General features: G+C 36.8%; 16 protein-coding genes. 3 read left to right on the forward strand and 13 right to left on the reverse strand.

The genetic code is table 11. The features are described from left to right. Positions 1-29: 29 nt before the first annotated feature. Positions 30-1475: a helix-turn-helix domain-containing protein gene (locus tag AC4BB5_RS17195; RefSeq protein ID WP_490457275.1), complete on the forward strand. Its 1446-nt coding sequence runs from the start codon at positions 30-32 to the stop codon at positions 1473-1475. Continuing rightward, positions 1453-1791, forward strand: coding sequence for a hypothetical protein (locus tag AC4BB5_RS17200; RefSeq protein ID WP_490457276.1), 339 nt, complete (start codon positions 1453-1455; stop codon positions 1789-1791). Before AC4BB5_RS17195 ends, AC4BB5_RS17200 begins: the two co-directional genes overlap by 23 nt. 139 nt (positions 1792-1930) lie before the next feature. Here AC4BB5_RS17200 and AC4BB5_RS17205 read toward each other — a convergent pair whose 3' ends face one another. From AC4BB5_RS17205 to AC4BB5_RS17245, 9 genes are all read right to left on the reverse strand, one after another. After that, positions 1931-3403, reverse strand: a complete 1473-nt coding sequence (locus AC4BB5_RS17205) for a MucBP domain-containing protein (protein ID WP_490457277.1) — start codon at positions 3401-3403, stop codon at positions 1931-1933. A gap of 196 nt (positions 3404-3599) precedes the next feature. Continuing rightward, on the reverse strand, positions 3600-4199 hold the full coding sequence (locus tag AC4BB5_RS17210; RefSeq protein ID WP_490457278.1) for a response regulator transcription factor: 600 nt from the start codon (positions 4197-4199) through the stop codon (positions 3600-3602). Then, positions 4192-5310, reverse strand: coding sequence for a sensor histidine kinase (locus AC4BB5_RS17215; protein ID WP_490457279.1), 1119 nt, complete (start codon positions 5308-5310; stop codon positions 4192-4194). The genes AC4BB5_RS17210 and AC4BB5_RS17215 overlap by 8 nt, the downstream gene beginning before the upstream one ends. A gap of 9 nt (positions 5311-5319) precedes the next feature. Beyond that, a complete protein-coding gene (locus AC4BB5_RS17220; protein WP_490457280.1) occupies positions 5320-6072 on the reverse strand; it encodes an ABC transporter permease in 753 nt (250 codons plus the stop codon). Further along, positions 6069-6953 carry an ABC transporter ATP-binding protein gene (locus tag AC4BB5_RS17225; RefSeq protein WP_490457281.1) on the reverse strand — a complete coding sequence of 295 codons (885 nt, stop codon included), beginning with the start codon at positions 6951-6953 and terminating at the stop codon, positions 6069-6071. The genes AC4BB5_RS17220 and AC4BB5_RS17225 overlap by 4 nt, the downstream gene beginning before the upstream one ends. A gap of 157 nt (positions 6954-7110) precedes the next feature. After that, positions 7111-8763 (reverse strand): peptide ABC transporter substrate-binding protein, encoded by a 1653-nt coding sequence (locus AC4BB5_RS17230; RefSeq protein WP_490457282.1) that lies wholly within the window; start codon positions 8761-8763, stop codon positions 7111-7113. Positions 8764-8937: 174 nt separating this feature from the next. Next, the gene (rny, locus tag AC4BB5_RS17235) at positions 8938-10494 is read right to left on the reverse strand and encodes a ribonuclease Y (protein WP_025871645.1); all 1557 of its coding nucleotides are present in this window, start codon (positions 10492-10494) and stop codon (positions 8938-8940) included. Between the two features lie 258 nt (positions 10495-10752). Further along, entirely contained in the window at positions 10753-11802 is a 1050-nt protein-coding gene (gene recA / locus AC4BB5_RS17240) for a recombinase RecA (protein ID WP_490457283.1), read from the reverse strand. 107 nt (positions 11803-11909) lie between these two features. After that, positions 11910-13157 (reverse strand): competence/damage-inducible protein A, encoded by a 1248-nt coding sequence (locus AC4BB5_RS17245; RefSeq protein ID WP_490457284.1) that lies wholly within the window; start codon positions 13155-13157, stop codon positions 11910-11912. A gap of 179 nt (positions 13158-13336) precedes the next feature. Between AC4BB5_RS17245 and AC4BB5_RS17250 the strand changes: the two genes are divergently transcribed. Then, the gene (locus AC4BB5_RS17250; protein WP_490457285.1) at positions 13337-14506 is read left to right on the forward strand and encodes a hypothetical protein; all 1170 of its coding nucleotides are present in this window, start codon (positions 13337-13339) and stop codon (positions 14504-14506) included. 57 nt (positions 14507-14563) lie between these two features. On the opposite strand, the gene AC4BB5_RS17255 is transcribed toward AC4BB5_RS17250, so the two are convergent. The 4 genes from AC4BB5_RS17255 to hylB form a co-directional block, all read right to left on the reverse strand. Next, the gene (locus tag AC4BB5_RS17255; RefSeq protein ID WP_490457286.1) at positions 14564-15352 is read right to left on the reverse strand and encodes a TraX family protein; all 789 of its coding nucleotides are present in this window, start codon (positions 15350-15352) and stop codon (positions 14564-14566) included. Positions 15353-15526: 174 nt separating this feature from the next. Beyond that, on the reverse strand, positions 15527-16150 hold the full coding sequence (locus AC4BB5_RS17260; RefSeq protein WP_490457287.1) for an NAD(P)-dependent oxidoreductase: 624 nt from the start codon (positions 16148-16150) through the stop codon (positions 15527-15529). 69 nt (positions 16151-16219) lie between these two features. Further along, entirely contained in the window at positions 16220-16642 is a 423-nt protein-coding gene (locus AC4BB5_RS17265; RefSeq protein ID WP_490457288.1) for an Rrf2 family transcriptional regulator, read from the reverse strand. A gap of 186 nt (positions 16643-16828) precedes the next feature. Continuing rightward, entirely contained in the window at positions 16829-19852 is a 3024-nt protein-coding gene (hylB, locus tag AC4BB5_RS17270; protein ID WP_490457289.1) for a hyaluronate lyase HylB, read from the reverse strand. Positions 19853-19880: the final 28 nt, after the last annotated feature.

Here is a 19880-nt window from a genome sequence, read left to right on the forward strand (position 1 = left end):
GTTTTAAAAGTAGAGTTTGAGGTGATACAATGGACTATTTAGAATTTTTAGAGGACGACGATAAGGGAAAAGCGCAACTATTAACCACACTGCAACTTTATAATGAGCAATTTTTAAGTAAAAAAAAGCTGATCGAACTAACTGGATTATCCAAATTTTTATTAGAAAAGTACATCAGTGATCTAAATTCGGAATCTTGTGAACTACGCATTTCTGAGCAAAATTATGATGAAATCGTTTATCGACCGATATCAAATGAAACCATTCAAAAACTACATCATCTTTATGTAAAACGTTCTTTGAAATTCATTTTTTTCGTTGAAGTATTAGTCGAGGAAAAATCAATAAAAAAATTCCAAGAAGAGCAACATATCGCCAAGACAACGCTCTATCAAATTCGTCAAAAAGTACTTTCTTGTTTAAAACAGACAGGTCTATCAATTAAAAAAAATAAGCTGGCTAGCCATGAAACGCATGTACGTTCAACTATATTTGATATCGTCTCTTATTTCTATTTCGGAGAAAAACATCCGTTCTCCAAACAAAATGAAAAAGAGTCTCAAGCCATTTCAACAAATGTAATCAACTACTTTAATTTAGATTTGACCTTTCTTGAAAGAAAAAAATTATTTTTATTTATTCAAATCGTGCAAATTAGAGTGAAAAATCACCATCATTTAAAAGAAAATTTCTGTACCATTGATGATAATACTCAGCAAACATTTGCTTCCCAATTGCTTGCGCTAGAAAAAATGTTACACCCATCTTCTCTTCCGCAAACAGATCACTTTGAGGAGACCAACTATTTATTATCCTTTTTATTTATCTCTGATATGTTTGATTGCGATTTACATTTCAACAAAGAATTATCTTGGGAAGCGCACGAAACAACGCAACAATTGGTTAATGTATTAACAACTACTTTTGTACTAACTCAACAACAAGAAACGAATCTATACCATTCGTTTTTCAAAAAAATATTAGGGCTATCTATCTTTAGACAAAACTATACTACGTTTATAGACGTTTCTGCTTATAGTTATTTTTCTGAAGTATACCATCCGTTACATAGAATCATTCTAAGATTCGTTAGAAAAAATAATGCACTTACTTCTTTGGAACTTTCAAAAGATGACCGTGCTAAACTATATTACGATTTAATGTTCTCTACCTTGGCTTTGTTAACCCCAGATCAGCTAGGTACTCCCATCAATATTTATATCGACTTTTCTCATGGTGCTGCTTATACGGAGTACATTCGTCAAAGCTTACAACGTTTTCGAGATTTAAATATTATTATACAAAAGAAATTTAATAATGATACTCGGATTTCTATTTCAGACTACAAAATACAAGAACTCACATGCCAGCAAATCATTTGGAAACAACCGCCAACACCTTCAGATTGGGGAAAATTTGCTGACTTAGTGATTGAGTTAAGAGAGGTCGAAAATGAAAAAGACAACCTTTTTTAAATCGTACTTTGTCACGTTATTTTTGATTATTTTCTTAATTATTCAACCAATTATCATCATTTATTATTTAAAAAATGAACAGTATCATTTGTGGGAGCTCGTCAGTAGTTCTGTTTTGCAAGAAGGAATTTTTGCTGATGATCCACAAGAAGTCACTTTTATTTACAAAAGAAAGAAAATTATTTCACCTGAACATTTTATTACTCTAGAATTAGAGCCTAACTTACTCCCGCCTGCTCATACCAAAACTACTCAATATGGTGATCTATTGCGTTCTCTTTCGGGTGTTTTTCTTTTTGGCTCTAGCACTAAATGACTTTTAAAATACTCTCTATTCAGATTTTAAGGGAGAGAGATATAACAGCGTTTGTTATATCTCTCTCCCTATTTTTACTACAATCAAGTAAATTAGTTGCTATATAGTGTCACTAACCGCTAAACTTGGTTACATCAAACTATGGCTCAGGTATCGCCGTTGCTATATATTGCAATTCATATGTTACATCTATTTCAAGTTTATCTGCGACACCGGTATAGTTTCCGGGTACATCTCCCGGTCGCTCTTGATTGAACACAATGTTTGAATAGCTACTAACCGCTATTATCCACCCACCATTTGGGAGTATCACTGCTTTAGGAAACTCAAAATTACGCACGGTCTGCCCATCTGGTTTCGTTATTAGAAATTCGATCTCTTTTGGTAAGGTATACTCTGTTCCAACTTTTACAATCAATTGATCTGACATTGCTACACTGCCCAAACTATAAGTCTTCTGATTGGATGTATTCGTGTAATAGTAATCGTCAATATCACTCACATCAGGGCGTAAGTACTCTGCATAGTAGCTGAGAGCGTTTAAAATCAGTGGTTCTTTTGTATGTTTATCGACATAATGGATATTTATTTCTACTTCATCTGTATAATATAGTTGGATGAGCATTTCCTCTGTTGAAAATACTCCGTCAAGTTCACCTTCTGCATGTTCAAATAAAAAGTTTGTAATTTCTTTTTTCTCCACATAAAATGCTTGACCTATTTCACCAGTCAAAACATCAGCTGCTATGATTTCATCGCCATTCTTATTTAAATACTGAACGGTGACCGTTCCTTTTTTTTCGACCTCTTTTTTATACTCATAAACAACGGTTTGCTGTTTTTCTGCAAATGTACCAGTAGCATTCGCTGGTAATTTTGCTTCATTTAAAGTATAGCCTGCTATCGATAACTTATATTTTTCTGTAGATGCATCATAGGCTTCACCAATAGTACCGGTAATTGTTTGAGCCGTTTGAAGCTCGTTGCTATTTTCATCAACATAACGGACTAGAATTGTTGACATAACGTTCGGTGGGGTAATTTCTGCCACTGGATAGTAACCTACATAGGTATATCCATTAATCACAGCAGGTTCAATACTCTTCACTTCACCCGCAGAAATTGAAATGGTTTCTGCTGGAATCAAGGTCCCTTCTTTTGCTAAAACAGCTATCGAAGTAGTTCCTATAGCTGTTGGAATAAAAATAAGTAGTAGCAGTTTACTGTATTTTTTCCGTTTATACAAAACAATTATACTAATAGCAATAAAACCACTTCCGTATAACCATAAATCAGTATGCCCTATTTCCCCAGCTTTTGGTAATCTAGATTGATTTGTTGCTTTCAGCACTGTCCCCGAATGTTCCTGTCCAACCAAGCTTCCAGAATCAGAAGAATCAACCATGTTGGAACTATTTTTAGAATTTTGATAAATGAAATTATATTGTTTATACTCCGAATTTAGTTCTGGCTTACCTTTGATAATGGCTGTTCGTTCCTGTTGACTAAGAGTGTCAATATCGTAAAAATTGATTTGAGTTGCTTCACTGGATAAAGGTACTAAGAATAGCGCAATTACTAATATAAATAGACTGGCGATCGTTTTTTTCAAACTTAAGCTCCTCATTATAGACTGTTTTTTTATTATAATAATACAAAAAAACAAATAAATACATTTTTTTCAATGTATCTATTATAATTCTAATAAATAAGACGTGTTTTGTTAGAATTATAATAGATGTTTGTTCACTAACTCGCCAAAATCCATATTCATATCATAGGTTAGCTTTTAATCACGACCTGATCAGTTATATCCAGCCTTTTTCCTTTGCAATCCCCACAGCTTCAATCCGATTTTTTGCATCCAACTTATTCAAAATCTCAGACATATAATTTCGTACCGTTCCACTAGTCAAAAATAATTTTCCTGCAATTTCTTTAGAAGACAATCCTTCCCCAACTGCTAGTAACACTTCTTGCTCTCGCTCAGTCAATGGATTTTCTTGCTTTGAAAATAGACCAGTTACAAGTTCAGGCGAATAAAACTTTTTGCCTTGCATAACAGCTCGAATATTTCCAATCAATTCATCTGTAGGTGTATCTTTTAAAAGATAGCCAGATACGTTTGCTTTGACTGCACGTTCAAAATAACCTTCTCTGGCAAAAGTAGTTAAAATAATCACTTTTTGTGTTCGATCTTTCAAATCTTCCGCTAACTCCAATCCAGTTTTTAACGGCATTTCAATATCTGTCAAACAAATATCTGGCAGATGCGTTTCAATCAATGTTAATGCTTCTACACCATTTTTAGCTATTCCTACAACTTCTAAATCGTCTTCCAAATTTAAAATTGTCGCCAAGGCAGAAGACAATAACCCTTGGTCTTCTGCGATAATTAGTTTAATCATTGATTGTCTCCTCTTTTTTATTCACAGGTACTGTGAATAAAACCTTCGTTCCATTTTTCTCAGTAAAATCCAGCTCCCCATCAATGCTTTCAATCCGTTCCTTTAATCCCGTTAATCCATTGCCATGCATTGATTGTTTCATCCCTAGACCATCATCTTCAACAATAAAATAATAGTTTTTCCCTTCTTTTTTGATGCTGATTTTGCATTGACTAGCTTTACTATGACGGATGACATTGGTGATACATTCTCGTAAGCAATAACTCACTGTATTTTGAATAGCTGTTGGAATTCCCTCAGTCAATTCTTCTCCCTCTGTGGACAAAATGATTTTGGCTGTTCGTAAACTTTTTTCGATCGTAATCATCTCTTCGACAATCAAAACATAACGCATACTTGAGACAATTTCCCGCACGGTCTGCAAGGTCCCTCGTGACGTGTCTGCAACTTCTAGTATTTCTTTTTTAGCTAGTCCATGGTCTTTATCAATAAGCTTTCCCGCAAGTTCCGCTTTGATTGTCATAATTGATAACGACTGCCCTAATGTGTCATGCAGATCTCTAGCGATTCGATAACGTTCTTCTTGTTTAATAACATATTCCATTCGTTGCGTTGACTGATACATTTGCTTACGTAGCTGTGCTTGTTTACGAATCGAGCGCCCAGCAAAAGGAGCAGCACAGATAAAAAAGCCGTACACAAAAATGGTGATTTTCAGTTCATCTGTCATATAAGCCGGTAACTGACTCAACGCAAATGGAACAGGTGCTAGCATACCTAATAAGACGATATAATAATAACGAAATACCTTTTTCTTCATTGGCATAAAACCAATCATCCACGCCGGATAGATAAACAAGTAAATATAACCAAAGTATACTGTATAAAAAAAGGATATCACATACATCAACCCCATCCAAAACGGAAACCACTTCCCATTAAATAAACAATTTCGATAGGTCAAAACAAAAATTACCAACATAACTAATGCCAGTTGCTTATCAAAATTATCATATGGAAACATCGCAATAATTGGAATCAATATAAAAATCAACCATATAAACGAAACAAATCCGTCTTCTTTCGGATACAATCTAAATTTGCCAATCATAACTTTCCCCTAACGTTTTACTTCTTCTTTGCGACCATTCAGATATATTGATAATACCATAAGTACAACAAAATAAATGAAAATGATCAATACTCCTTTCAGATCAGGGAATTGCCCATCTGCCAATTCTTTTGCCCCTTGAGCTGCATAGAATGTTGGTAGACCTGAAGCAATCTTTTGAACCACATCTGGGAACATCTCGATCGGCCACCATAATCCACTAACGATTGCAAGCGGCATCAACACCATGTTATTCAATACACTTGCCGTATTCGGGTCCTTCACTAAGCTGATGATTGTAGCGAGTGCTGTAATCGGTAAGCAACCATATAAAATCCATAAACCACTGCTTAGCCAAGAAACGGCAGTCATTTCCACTCCATTAACGAAATGTCCGACTAAAAAAATAGCAAGCAGCAATAAAACATTGATCAAAAATTGAGTTACAATTTTACTTGTATAATAAATAGTTTCTGGAAGAGGGGATAAGCGTAAAAACTGCTTAACACCCTGTTTGCGATCTTCGATCAATGTCATAGAAAAGGAAAATAACGAACTGATCATCACGCTGTATGTGGCCATTTGAATCATGCTATCTTTATAAAAAATCGCAATATGTTCTTCTGGCACTCCCATGTTGAACACCTTGGTAAATAGTAAGTAAAAGCCAACTGGCATTCCTAATGAAAAAAAGATAAAGGCTTTACTTCTAAATAAGGATCGGTTTAAATCGGTTTTTGTTTGTACAACTAACGCGTTCATTTATTTTCCTCCTCAACTAATGTGCTGAATACCATTTCTAGGTTTCCTGGTACAATCAATAGATTAGCGAATTTAATATTTTCTGCAATCAATTCTAAAATTGTTTCATCACTATTTGCTGTATAAAGCGTGACACGGTTCGTTTCTTTTTCAAGAGTTGTTACATAAGGTAATTCAGCCAATTTTTCGTCCGATGTATGATCTAATAATTGAAAACTCACTTTATTTTGCAACATCTCAGACTGAATACTCTTCAACGTTCCATCGTGAACGATTTTGCCTTGCTTCATTAGCAGAATCCGAGTGGCAACTTTTTCAATTTCTTCTAAATAATGGGTGGTCAAGATAATTGTTTTGCCCTGTTCTCTCAAAGCATTGATTTTGTTCCAGAAAATTTTACGGCTAGTCACATCCATTCCAGTCGTCGGTTCGTCTAGAAAAAGTAAGTCTGGATTTCCAATAATAGCTAAACCAAATGTCAAACGACGTTTTTGCCCACCTGATAATTTAGTGGTATACGTATTTTGGAGTGCAGTTAGACCTGTTAGCTCTAATAATTCCTCTAGTGACAATGATTGTGAGTAGAAACTGCGAAACAAGGTAAATAGCTCTTTGACTTTAACGTTTTCTAGCGTCGTACTTTCTTGAAGCATAACACCGATATCGGTTTTATTTTTTTTATTCATTGGATTTTTACCAAAGAGTGTAATTTCTCCGCTTGTTGGGCGAATCAATCCTGTTAAACAGTTGATCAACGTTGTCTTCCCTGCACCATTTGGACCAACTAAAGCGATGATTTCCCCTTTATCAACGGTTAGTGAGACATTTTTTAAGATTGTTTTATTCTTGATTGTTTTTGTTAGATTCTTTACTGCGATCATTTTTTTCTCCCCTTTGCTTATGTGTTTATCTTACCTAATGCTTGGAGATTGTGTTAGATGATCTTGTCATGAATCCATATGACATTTGTCATGTAGATAGCCAAAAAGCCTGAGATATAACTTTTCAAGTTATGTCCCAGGCTTTTTTACTTAACTTTTAATCTTCAATATATGTCCATTTAAAGTCATATTTCGCACCAGTTGAATGGTAAACTACATCTTTAACTTTATCAGAACGAAGATGTGCTTCAGCTTTTTGATACAACGGAATAACACCCATGTCATCCATTATTAATTTTTCAGCATCTAGCATATCTTTCCAACGTGCTTCTGGATTGTTTGCATTTGTCGTTGCAGCACTTTCTACTAATTTATCATATTCAGGATTTGAATAGCGACCTCTATTATATGAATTGTTTGTTGTAAATAAATCTAAGAAGCTACTTGGATCAGCATAATCTGCTCCCCATGCGCTAACCGCAATTTGGAAGTCTCCTTTATTAGAACGATCTAAACGAACAGAAAATGGTACTGGACTAACGGATACTTTCAAACCTTCTAAAGTATCTGATAATGAGCCTTGAAGATATTCAGCCATTTTCTTCGCATTATCGGTGTCATCAATCAACAAATCTACTGATAATGTTGAAACCCCTAATTCGTCTTTCGCTTTCTTCCATGATTCTTTTGCTTTATCGACATCGTAAACAATCTCATTACCTAATTCTTTGGCAAAATCTTCATCTGTTTTCGGATCAGTCGCTAAACCTTCTGGAACAAGCCCCATTGGTACAGCAGACCCATTTGCTAATATTTGCTCAACTAACGCTTTACGATCGATCGCATATGACAATGCTTTACGTAAATTCACGTTGCGATAAGGTGAGTCAGCTTCTCTTTGGTTTGGTTCAAGATAAAACGTTGACGCGCCTTTTAAAACAATGTAATCCGGTTCATTTTTCATTTGTTGAGCTAATTCGCCTGAAAGCGGCACTTCATCAGCCTGGCCATCTTGGAATAAGTTCAATGAAGTCGGTGCTTCTTTTACAACATCGATTGCTACTTTATCTAATTTAACCGTATCTTTGTCCCAATATTTTTCATTTTTTGTATAAGACCAGCTCGTATCTGTTCCTGGGCCATCAAAATCTGTTAAGGTAAATGGGCCGTTATAAACTGCCTTATCACTTGCTGTTGTATAATCTTTACCATATTTTTCAGCAATATCTTGTCTTTGTGGTAAGAATGATGGGAATGCTAGTAAATAATCAAAATAAGGTGTTGCTTTTTCTAACGTAATTTCTAATTCATACTCACCAATAGCCTTGATGCCAAGTTCTTCTTTTTTCATTTCGCCTTTAGAGATTTTTTCGGCATTTTTTACAGAATTGAACATATAAGCATATTCTGATCCAGTTGCTGGATCAACCGTTCTCTGCCATCCGTAAACAAAATCTGCTGCAGTTACTGGCTTGTCATCTGTCCATTTTGCATCTTCTCTTAATTTAATTTTGTAAGTCAAACCATCTTCACTGACTTCTGCCATTTCGGACGCTCCAGCTGGTTGAGGTTTACTATCTTTATCTAGTCGATAAATTCCTTCATAAACATTATTCAATGCAACAAAACTTACTTCATCTGTTGCTAATGAAGGATCTGCGCTAGGCATTTCTTGTCTTTCAATAAATCTAAATACTTTTTCATCAGCGCCAGACCCGTTGTCTGCACTTTTAGAGTTTCCGCCACATGCAACTAGGGCTATGCTTGATACTGCAATTAATCCTAGTAAAGCACTTTTCTTAAATTTCATATAAAAACCCCCCGATTTTAATAAAAGCTATAAATAATATAGCAAAGTTATAAGTTGGTCGTAATTAAAATATTACGACCGGTTTAGTAAAAATATTCTGAATTTTTTCTAATTTAAAATATAAAAAAAGAAGCGAGCCTTTAAAGGCCTCACTTCTTTTTAAACTATCTGTATTTATTTCGCATAATCTACTGCACGTGTTTCCCGAATCACGGTCACTTTGATGTGGCCTGGGTAATCCAAGTCGTCTTCGATCTTCTTACGAATATCTCGTACTAAACGAACAGCTTCTAAGTCTGTGATTTCATCTGGTTTGACCATTACACGAACTTCGCGTCCGGCTTGTACGGCAAAACTAGACTCAACTCCTTCAAATCCATTAGAAATATTTTCTAAGTTTTCTAAGCGACGAATGTAGTTTTCCATTGACTCGCTACGAGCACCTGGTCGAGCAGCTGATAAAGCATCTGCTGCAGCAACCAAGACAGAAATAACAGAAGTTGCTTCCACATCACCGTGATGGGATGCAATCGCATTGATAACTGTGGAATTTTCTTTGTACTTAGCAGCCAATTCTGCACCGATCTCAACGTGAGAGCCTTCGATTTCATGATCTAGCGCTTTACCAATATCATGCAATAATCCAGCACGTTTAGCTAATTGAATGTCTTCGCCAATTTCTGCGGCCAAGACTCCTGTCAGTTTAGCAACTTCGATCGAGTGATTCAATACGTTTTGACCATAACTTGTACGGAAACGTAAACGACCTAAAATCTTGATCAAATCTGGATGCAATGTGTGAGCGCCCACTTCAAACGCTGCTTGCTCACCGTATTCACGAATACGTTCATCCATTTCTTTACGAGATTTTTCAACCATTTCTTCAATGCGCGCTGGATGAATTCGACCATCTTGAATCAATTTCTCAAGGGTCATCCGAGCGATTTCTCTACGAATTGGGTCAAATCCTGAAAGTACCACGGCTTCTGGCGTATCATCAATAATCAAATCGATTCCTGTTAAGGTCTCTAATGTACGAATATTGCGTCCTTCACGTCCAATGATTCTTCCTTTCATTTCATCGTTTGGTAAACTAACAACAGAAACCGTTGTTTCGGAAACTGAGTCAGCTGCACAGCGTTGAATTGCCAGAGAAAGTAAATTTTTGGCTTTGCGATCTGACTCTTCTTTGGCACGTTGTTCAGACTCTTTAACCATTACTGTTAGCTCATGGCTTAATTCTTCTTCTGTTGATTTCATAATGATATCTTTTGCTTCATCTTTAGATAGTGAAGCAATACGTTCTATTTCTTGATGTTGCTTTTCAACTAGTTCTTCTACATCTTTTTCTCGCTCATCAATTAATTGCTGTCTAGCACCAAGTTTCTCTTCTTTTTCTTCCAGTGAGTTTTCACGTTTTTCAAGAGAGTCATCTTTACGATCTAACGTTTGTTCTCTTTGTAATAAACGATTTTCTTGAGATTTAAGTTCTACTTTGCTTTCTTTCAACTCACTTTCAATTTCTGACCGATACTTCTGGTTTTCTTCCATAGCTTTTAATAAAGCTTCTTTTTTCAGAGTCTCTGCTTCTTTATTGGCACTTTCGATTATGCCTTCTGCAGAGGACTTTGCACCATCTATTGCCTTTTCATGACGTGATTTTGCAACGACTAACCCTAAACCAAGACCGACAACTAAACCGATGATAGCGAGGAGAATTCCTAAAACCATTGTTTCCACCTCCGTACTATCTTCAAATTTTCAATATTCATGTAGTTTTCTGATAAACTATAATCAATTATCAATATGCCTACTTGCATACGTGTTTTGCACACAACTTTATTCTAATGTTTGTACACCAGTGTGTCAACTTAAAAAAGCCCTTTCCCGATGAAAGAGTTCCTATGTTGGAAAGAATCACTGTTACATAAAAAAACAAACCAATAAAACGCTGTTGACAGCTTTCATTGGTTTGCTTTTTACTCTATATTATTCTTCGTCAAGAGGTAGTTCTTCTTGTGCTTGTTCTTCTTCATCAAACGCTGTTCCATCACCGATACCGAATGCATCACGGACACGTTTGGACACTTCTTCGACCATTTCTGGATGTTCAGTCATGTAAACTTTGACATTTTCACGCCCCTGGCCAATTCGTTCTTCTTTGTAACTGTACCATGCGCCACTCTTATCAACAATATCTTTTTCTACAGCCATATCAAGCAATTCTCCTTCTTGAGAAATCCCTTGGCCATACATAATATCTACTTCTGCCACTTTAAATGGCGGTGCCACCTTGTTTTTAACAACTTTGATTTTAGTACGGTTACCAATAATATCTGTTCCTTGTTTCAATTGCTCGGCACGTCTTACTTCCAAACGAACTGTTGCATAGAATTTTAAGGCACGACCACCAGGTGTTGTTTCGGGGTTACCGAACATCACACCGACTTTTTCACGAATTTGATTAATGAAAATCGCAATTGTCTTCGTCTTATTGATTGAACCAGAAAGCTTACGTAACGCTTGTGACATCAAACGCGCTTGCAACCCAACGTGACTGGCTCCCATCTCTCCATCGATTTCAGCACGAGGTACTAAAGCCGCTACAGAGTCAATAACTACAATATCAATTGCACCACTGGAAACTAAAGCATCCGCGATTTCTAATCCTTGCTCACCAGTATCTGGTTGCGAAAGAAGTAGCTCATCGATATTTACGCCTAGCGCTTGGGCATATTGAGGATCTAAAGCATGCTCTGCATCGATAAATGCAGCTGTTCCGCCTTGTTGCTGTACAGAAGCGATCGCATGTAATGCAACAGTCGTCTTACCAGAACTTTCTGGTCCATAGACTTCAACGATACGTCCGCGGGGATATCCACCAACACCTAATGCAACATCCAATGCTAGTGAACCACTAGGAATAGTTGAGATCTGTTGGTCGATCTTCTCCCCTAATTTCATTACTGAACCTTTACCAAAGTTCTTTTCGATTTTTTTTAGTGCGGCATCTAAGGCCACTTTACGATCATCTGCCAATCGATAATCCTCCTTATATATAAACGATTTAAATTCCTTTTCAATAAATATATCATAACTGGTTTATTTAAAAAAAGCAAGAGAAAAACGAACAAACATTCGCCTTTTTATTTTTCCTTATTTACTGCCCTTAAAATCAAATCTAGGCCCTTCATCACAGCGCTTTGGCGAATATAACTTCGATCACGGTTAAAATGTTGCAGTACAGCGATTGTTGATTTTCCTTTTTCTGCTAAGCCGATCCAAACCGTCCCTGCTGGTTGTCCTTCTAATTCGTTAGGTCCTGCTACCCCTGTAAATGATACCGCAAAATCTGCATCTGCTAATTTTCTCGCTTGTTCTGCCATCTGGATCGCACAAAACTCACTCACCGTTCCTTCATTTTCAAGCAATGTAGGATCGATGCCTAAAAAATGCGCTTTCGTCTCAATAGAATAAGTGACAAAACCGCCCTTAAATACTTCTGAAACACCCGAAACATTTCCTAAAGTACTTTGAAAAAGCCCTGCTGTCAGACTTTCTGCAGCCGTTACAGTCTTACCATATTTTTTTAATGCTTCAACTGTGACTTTTACTAAACTGTTCTCATCCCCATATCCATAGAAATACTCACCAACTTTAGCCAAAACTGCTGATTCTAGATCATCCAGCAACTGCTGACCGCTTATTTCATCAGTGACTTTGGCCGTTAAACGCAACGTTACTTCATTAGGTTTAGCGTAAGGTGCGATCGTTGGGTTCGTTTGAGTGTCAATCAATTCTTTTAATTCTGTCACTAATTGTGATTCACCAATCCCATAAAACCTTAGCACTCTAGAAATCAGCTGGTCTACTTGTGGAAAAAGTTCTTCTAGTAGTGGACGAGCATTTTGCTGAAACATGGGCTTTAATTCATTAGGTGGTCCAGGTAATAGTAAATAAGTCGTCTTATTTTCAGTGATCAAAGTCCCCACCGCAAGTCCCGTAGGATTTTGAACCGCAAGTCCACCATCGATCATCAATGTTTGTCTTAAATTATTTTCTGTCATTTTATGTTTTGAAAACTTAAAAAACGCATGAAGACGAGCAAGTGCTTGTTCATCTTGAACTAAAGAGTGATGAATATGAGCGGCAACTGTATCTTTGGTCAAATCATCATCTGTAGGTCCTAATCCACCACATAACACGATCAAGTCGCTACGCTCATCCGCCTCAGCTAACAATTGTTCCAAACGCTGCGGGTTATCTCCTACAACCGTATGATAATACACCTCGATTCCTAAATCTGCTAATTCTTCTGATAGAAAAGTCGCATTTGTATTAACGACTTGTCCTAGCAGCAACTCTGTACCAACTGCAATGATCTCTGCTTTCATTTTTCTCCTCTTCTCTAATAAGATACGTAAATGATCCTTATTTCATTTTATCACAGGAATTTTTTTTATTGCTGCTAAACGTCTTGTTTGGTTTATTTTCTCAAACGTCAATATAATTATCATTTATATAATAATATGATACAATTTGTATATTCAATAAAAAGGAGGAAAAGAAAAACATGGTAGGATTCATTGCACTTATAAGTTTTTTAGGTATTATAATCGGAGGATTTCTTTCATTGAAAGCAGTTTTCAAAAAACAACCAAAAAAGAAGGCCTTCCTTCTAACAGGAGCTAGTTTTATTCTGATGATTGGAGCTGGTTCTGCATTGCCTGCATCACCACGTGTTGACATCACAGATAAATCAATAGAAACAAACGATCAGGGAATTGCAATAATCTCAGGAAAAACGAATGATCAAAGTAAGATCACCCTTGATGGAGAAAAAATCGAAACAAAAGATGGTGAATTTTCTTATAAAGTTACTTTAAAAGACGATCAACCACAAAAACTAACTTTTATCGCCTCTATCGGAGATAAGGACAAAGCTGAAACAATCGAAGTGAAACCATCAAAAACCTTCGTCGCTTTTTTAAATGAAGAGAAACAGGATCAAGAAACCCTAAAAAAAGCTGAAACAGCCCTAACTCTAGCAGAAAGTAAACCCACGCAAAAAAATTATGACGAAGCGGCAACTCGTGTTACTTCATTAACAAAGGAACAAAAGGACCTTACGAAACGATTAGCCATCGTAAAGGAAAATGTACCGATTTACGAAGCCGTAGAACTAGCTGAAACAAAGCAAACAAAAGAACAAGTTGATTCCGCCACCGCCTTAGTAGCCAAAGCGACTTTAAATAAAGATGGATTACTAAAACGTTTAACGACCGTTCAGCAAAAAATCATTGAAAAGGAAAAGAGCGAAAAACAAATCGCAGCTGCTCGTGAAGCAGTGGAAAAAGCTGAACAAGAACCGACAGATGCGCATTATAATGAAGCAATTGCTAGAATCAAAGAACTGCCTAACGGCAATGCTGACTTAACAAATCGAGCAAACAGCGTTAAACAAACACTCATGGTTCAAAAAGAAGAAGCAAAAAAAGTAGCAGAAGCACAAAAGCAAGCCGAACAAGAGGCCCAAAAAGCAGCTGAACAAGCGCAAGCAGCCACTGCAGCTCAAACCCCAGAAACTCCTGCACCAGATACACAAGGAACTGGTCAAACTGTCTTAGTGACCGCAACTGGATCCAAATACCATAATCGTAAATGCGGCAACGGAACCTATACTCCAGCAACATTAGAAGAGGCCCAAGCAAGAGGTCTGACACCTTGTTCTAAGTGCTTTTAATCTTATAAATATAAAAAAGAGGCGCCCTTTTGGGCCGCCTCTTTTCCTTTACAACTATCAATGCATAAACATATAAGCTGAAATCAAATATAACAGCCAAATATGCAACGGGTAAAAGAAATAAAAGAAGTTTCTCATCCCTCGTCCTTTTTCTCCATTGAACAACATAATAGGAATTACAGCAAAAATCATCATCCATTGTGTTGATCCTTGAGAAAAGTATAGTGCCGCAGCTAAAGCAATCAGAGTACACTGCAACCAACGTTGATTTTTAGCTAAGTACATCAATGGAATCAACAATACCATAACATTATTTTCAGCAAACAATAATGCTGGAATAAAATTCACTCCCCAAACTGCTGCCATGATCGTACTTGGATTTGACATAAGGGAAAGTAAAATTCCTGACGAGATGATTGGAAACACTATAATGGCAATCCCAAATAGTATCTTACCGAATTTTTTATTTGAGTACCCCTCTGATATCTTATCGATCCCATACATCATTAACGTTCCTACTAAAAGATCACGGAAAATATTGTTCATCAACTGAACTTCTTCATAGCCCACAATTTTTTGTAAAAAGAAACTCCCCAAAGTCATGAGTACCATGCCTAGATACAAGCGCAACATATATTTTTCTTTGCTTCTCGTATGACTAAAACCAACCACACTGACAAAAAAGAAAAGTGTTGCAACAGGTCTTCCAAACCAATCCAACCAATTCGGCGCTCCCATCGGAACAAACATTTGATGAATATGATCGATGAACATTAGAACGATCCCAATTATTTTTAAATCAAATGTCGTGAACCCTTTAAACTTACTTGTTGTTACAGTATCCATTATTATACGCTCCTCACTAACCTAACGTATTATAAAATAAAGGAGCCTTTTTCACCTTAGAATCACCTTTCAATAATCTATCAATTTTGTCATGCTGAACCGTTTGATCCAACAAAAAAATAAGTTAAAACAAGAGCTATGACCGCCTTATTTTAACTCATTTGTATTTTCTATTTATTGATGAACACTGAAACGTTGGTTAGGATGTGTATTTTTCTCGATTTCATCTACCATCGCAATCGCGTAGTCTGCGTATGAGATATAGCTTTTTCCTTCTTTATCTGTTTCTAACTCTTCGCCAGCTGTCACGTAGTTGCCAGTCGCTGAACCTTCTGCATCAAATTCTGCTGCTGGGCTAATGTATGTCCAGTTAACATTTTTAGCAGCTTCTAACAAGTCTAACCCTTTACCCATTGCAGTTGCTAATGGCTTAAATGCTTCTGGAAAATCTGGTGTTTCACTCAAACGTGTTGTATGTTCAGGATTTACAAATAAACTTCCAGCACCACCCACGACTAACAAACGTGTTTTTTGATTTGTTAAGATATCGATCAAATGCTGTGTTGAGCCAGTAAACTCGCTAACATCGCCCCAGAATCCTAATGCACTAACTAAAACATCAAAACCTGAGATATCCTCTGTTGTTAAACCGTATACGTCTTTTTCAATAACAGGTGTACCATCTGTGATTTTCGCTGCATCACGAACGATAGCTGTTACATCTAGTCCTCGTTTTTTTGCTTCTTTCAAAATTACTGAACCTGCTTTACCGTTTGCTCCTAAAATTGCTACTTTCATGTGTATTCTTCCTTTCTTTTAATGAAACTTTTTTTGTTACATTTAAATCTAAAAAGAGAAGAGACACGTTCAGGTCTCTTGCTGCTTGATTTGATGGATCACATCAGATAAAGCAATCTCTTTTAATTCTGATTCCATACTGTGCTGTACTTTTGTATATTGTTCTTCTAAAGCCGTTTGGATATTTGCTCCTACTAAACAGTTTGGATTAGGATTTTGATGAATATTGAATACTTCATGGTCTAATTCAACGGCTTCATAAATATCATAGAGAGAGATCTCTTCTGGCTTTTTCAGCAAGTATGTTTGGGTTGCCCCTCTGCTTGTATGAATGAGCCCAGCTTTTTTCAGCTTGCTCATCAATCGTCTAACAACGACTGGATTCGTATTTACACTAGATGCGATCAGTTCAGAATTGACCCGATCGGGTGGCCCGATTTCGATCAAACTGAGAATATGAATCGCAACACTTAATTTAGTCGACATGGCCATGTCTATCACTCCAACTCTTAGTAACATTCTAAGTTACATTTAAATCATACTGCGATCCATTGGAAATGTCAACAGATAAACTTCATCTATTTCATAAAATATGCTTTCCCATTCAAATAACCGATATTCAGCTTTCTCTCTCTTGCGAGTAGAGATCTAAACTAAATATCGGTTCTGCGAGTTTTTTTATTCTACAACGATTTGTTTACTGCTTCCACCAGATCCTTCAAAGCGGAGTGTAAAGGTTTCTGTTGCTTCATCATACGTAATGCCTTCACTCAGTGTTACAACCTTCGTAAAATCTTTTGGTAATTTGATTGTCATAACCGCATTTGACTGCGTTGGATCTGATAATACATAGGTTTTCTTTCCGTCGTTATTTTTTCTTAATAAAGAAACGGCCTTGTTTGACGTTATTCCTGCAACACCGCCACCTGTTTCTTTCCAAATGTTTACCCCAAGATAATTTTCTTTTTTTAGTTCAACAGCTTGGATATCAGCTGAATTTTCTAAAATCGTTACAGGATTTTCTGCCGCATAGTCTTTTAGATCCGCTTCGTTGATACCAGGTAAGGTCACGTATGCATATTGCTCATTTACTGGATTTTCCCCATGGTCGATCACCAATTTCCGATAATTTCCCGTATAAACATCGTTACTAGGAAAAGCATCATTAATCTGTGCATAGGTTCCTGTACGGACTTCACTGATTACGTCAACCACAGCTGTTCCTGGGAAATAGTACCCAATGCTCGCATTTTGATGATCCGATTGTAACAGGAGCCATTCTTTACTGCTACGTTCATTTTCTTGCTGTACAACGCCATTATTTGATAATACTTGATACGTATAATCATCGTTTAATAATCGATTATCTACGATTGTTTCGATTGAAGCGGTAGTACTGCCTTTAATACCCGCACCGAGTGCCACGATTTGTCCATCCACCACAAACCATGATTTTTTGCCTTGAAGGTTCATCGGCAAGATCGTCCCGTTATTTTTTGTACCTGTTTTATTCAATGACATCCCTACAACTGCTTGGTCGTCTAGTTCCACACCGCCAACCCATTTTTCTTTTGATGTAACAGTCGTAAAGGACGACACTTCATCTTTTAGAGGTACTGTGTCTATTGTTGTCCCTGGTAATCTGTAAGGATCTACGGTTGGCCAATAGGCTGAATTAAACTGAACTTCATCATCATTGTATAAATACATCATCCCATCAGCAGTATGCCACCCTCGTTTATTTTCTTTATTGCCTGCTTCAAACGAAGAAATTCGACTTGAATACATACTTAATCCCAGCATATAATCTGGTGTTCGTTGGACAAACCGATCCATTGAAGCATACATTTTAGTCCCAATAAATGGCAAAGCATCGCCAATGATCGAAGAATCGTTTAATAACGACATCGTCATTTGTAAATCGTTATAATCTCTTGCATTGGTCAAATAGTAAGTTGGATTTTCTTTCATCCAATGTTTGGCTGCTTCTTTAAACTTTGTTTGGTACTCTGCTGGCGCAAATTTAGAAACGATCAATAAATTGTAAAGTGTGGTAGAACCATAGCCAACTTTGGTTTTGGCAGGCGCTCTAGAGATTGAGCGACCATTGACTAAGGGCAGCATTTCCCCTTGATAAATCAATGGAATGAATGCTCTATCGACATTCTCAACAAAGGATTGCACAATATCTGGTGCCATCTCAAATTTAGAATCTTTTGTGATCGCTAAAATCTGACCAACTCCTTTCATTAACACATTTCCATATGAACCTGTGTAAGGAATGTTGTTATGTTGAATAAATGAACCGTCTTGATAAAAGCCATCCCCTTTTGTTACTAGTTTAAATACGTCAACAATACTGCTGGATGCTTGGCTTATTTTCCCTTCATTTTCTTGCAGAATACCTAAAGCTAGTACAGTTTGAGCGAGATCCGTCCGATTAGCTCCTGATGTCACAAAGTTTGGAATAAACGCTAAATCGACAAAAGTTCCTTGGGCTTTAGTGTACAATTGCTTAAATGGATCTGGAACATATCCACTCATTGCATCAGTATATTGCTGCTGTTTTGCTTGCGGAATTTTATCTCCAAGAATCATTAGAATCCCCACAAATTTTTGTGGTACACCGATTTGCCAATCCCACCAATTGCCGTGATATTTCTTTCCGTCATATCCTTTTTTCGTTACCATAAAATCAAGGCCCGCTTCGATTTCCGTTGCGATTTGTGAATCTTGATAAAACTTGCTGCCTTTCGTTCCATAAGCTAATGCTAATTTCTGCAATTTTGTAAATTGTGTAGTTAAATCAGCAGAGGGTGTATTGCCTTGCTCCACTGGCCATAAGTATGTTCGATTTGGTGCTTTATTCAATGTTTGATACAACTGATCAGCTTCTTCTGAAAGCTTTTGGACATAGTTAACCACTGTTGAATTGGTTTCGTCATATTGATCAGACACTAATTGATTTTTCCATTTTTCTTTTAATTTTGCATAATCACTCATAGTATTTTCCACAGGAATACTTCCAACAGCGCCACTACGCATGGAAAGAACATTTAGTTTTGATAGGTTTCCAAAAAGGCGAATCCCAACGTATCCTTCCCAATCACCATCAATAGAAGCGGACGTATTTGGATAAATGACTTCGTTATTTTCATAAAGTAACTGATCGTTTAAAAATGCTTTGATACTTTTTCCTTCGTAGCGAATCATGAGTTTATATTGCTGTCCTGAAATGAGCTTTGCTCCAGTAATGGTGGTGATCCATTTTCCCCCTGGTTGTCCTAATTGCCACTGACCATCACGGGTATAAGCAAATGATTGCCATTTTTTCGAGTCAGTTAAGTCACCGCGAAACACTACACCAAAGTTAGTTTGCCCTTCATATAAGAAGGTGTATTCCAAATCTCCTGAGCTTCTTATGTCAGCACTTTTATTTAGTGAAACTGATTCTAGATTCGTTCCTTGTTTTGTATTCGCGATCATCAATCCTTTGGCGCCAATCGTTTTATCAGCTTTTCCAACAATATCCTGCCAATCACCTAGTTGTTTAGTAAAATCCGATTCGTAGATACTAGTGGGCGTTGGCGTTATTTCAGTTGCCCCCACGGCGAAGCTCTCATCGCTCATCCCGTAAGAAAAACTGCCAATCAAAACAGAACATCCAAGCATCAACATCATTTTTTTGCGTAAATTCATCATTATTTACCCTCCTTCTTTGATTTAGTAC

The organism is Enterococcus sp. AMC1252, from assembly GCF_058216515.1.

Excerpts from the sequence above, each read along its gene's own strand:
- AC4BB5_RS17195 (WP_490457275.1), top strand. The coding sequence starts at position 30 with ATGGACTATTTAGAATTTTTAGAGGACGACGATAAGGGAAAAGCGCAA.
- AC4BB5_RS17200 (WP_490457276.1), top strand. The coding sequence starts at position 1,453 with ATGAAAAAGACAACCTTTTTTAAATCGTACTTTGTCACGTTATTTTTG.
- AC4BB5_RS17210 (WP_490457278.1), bottom strand. The coding sequence starts at position 4,199 with ATGATTAAACTAATTATCGCAGAAGACCAAGGGTTATTGTCTTCTGCC.
- AC4BB5_RS17215 (WP_490457279.1), bottom strand. The coding sequence starts at position 5,310 with ATGATTGGCAAATTTAGATTGTATCCGAAAGAAGACGGATTTGTTTCG.
- AC4BB5_RS17220 (WP_490457280.1), bottom strand. The coding sequence starts at position 6,072 with ATGAACGCGTTAGTTGTACAAACAAAAACCGATTTAAACCGATCCTTA.
- AC4BB5_RS17225 (WP_490457281.1), bottom strand. The coding sequence starts at position 6,953 with ATGATCGCAGTAAAGAATCTAACAAAAACAATCAAGAATAAAACAATC.
- AC4BB5_RS17230 (WP_490457282.1), bottom strand. The coding sequence starts at position 8,763 with ATGAAATTTAAGAAAAGTGCTTTACTAGGATTAATTGCAGTATCAAGC.
- rny (WP_025871645.1), bottom strand. The coding sequence starts at position 10,494 with ATGGTTTTAGGAATTCTCCTCGCTATCATCGGTTTAGTTGTCGGTCTT.
- AC4BB5_RS17245 (WP_490457284.1), bottom strand. The coding sequence starts at position 13,157 with ATGAAAGCAGAGATCATTGCAGTTGGTACAGAGTTGCTGCTAGGACAA.
- AC4BB5_RS17250 (WP_490457285.1), top strand. The coding sequence starts at position 13,337 with ATGGTAGGATTCATTGCACTTATAAGTTTTTTAGGTATTATAATCGGA.
- AC4BB5_RS17255 (WP_490457286.1), bottom strand. The coding sequence starts at position 15,352 with ATGGATACTGTAACAACAAGTAAGTTTAAAGGGTTCACGACATTTGAT.
- AC4BB5_RS17260 (WP_490457287.1), bottom strand. The coding sequence starts at position 16,150 with ATGAAAGTAGCAATTTTAGGAGCAAACGGTAAAGCAGGTTCAGTAATT.
- AC4BB5_RS17265 (WP_490457288.1), bottom strand. The coding sequence starts at position 16,642 with ATGGCCATGTCGACTAAATTAAGTGTTGCGATTCATATTCTCAGTTTG.
- hylB (WP_490457289.1), bottom strand. The coding sequence starts at position 19,852 with ATGATGAATTTACGCAAAAAAATGATGTTGATGCTTGGATGTTCTGTT.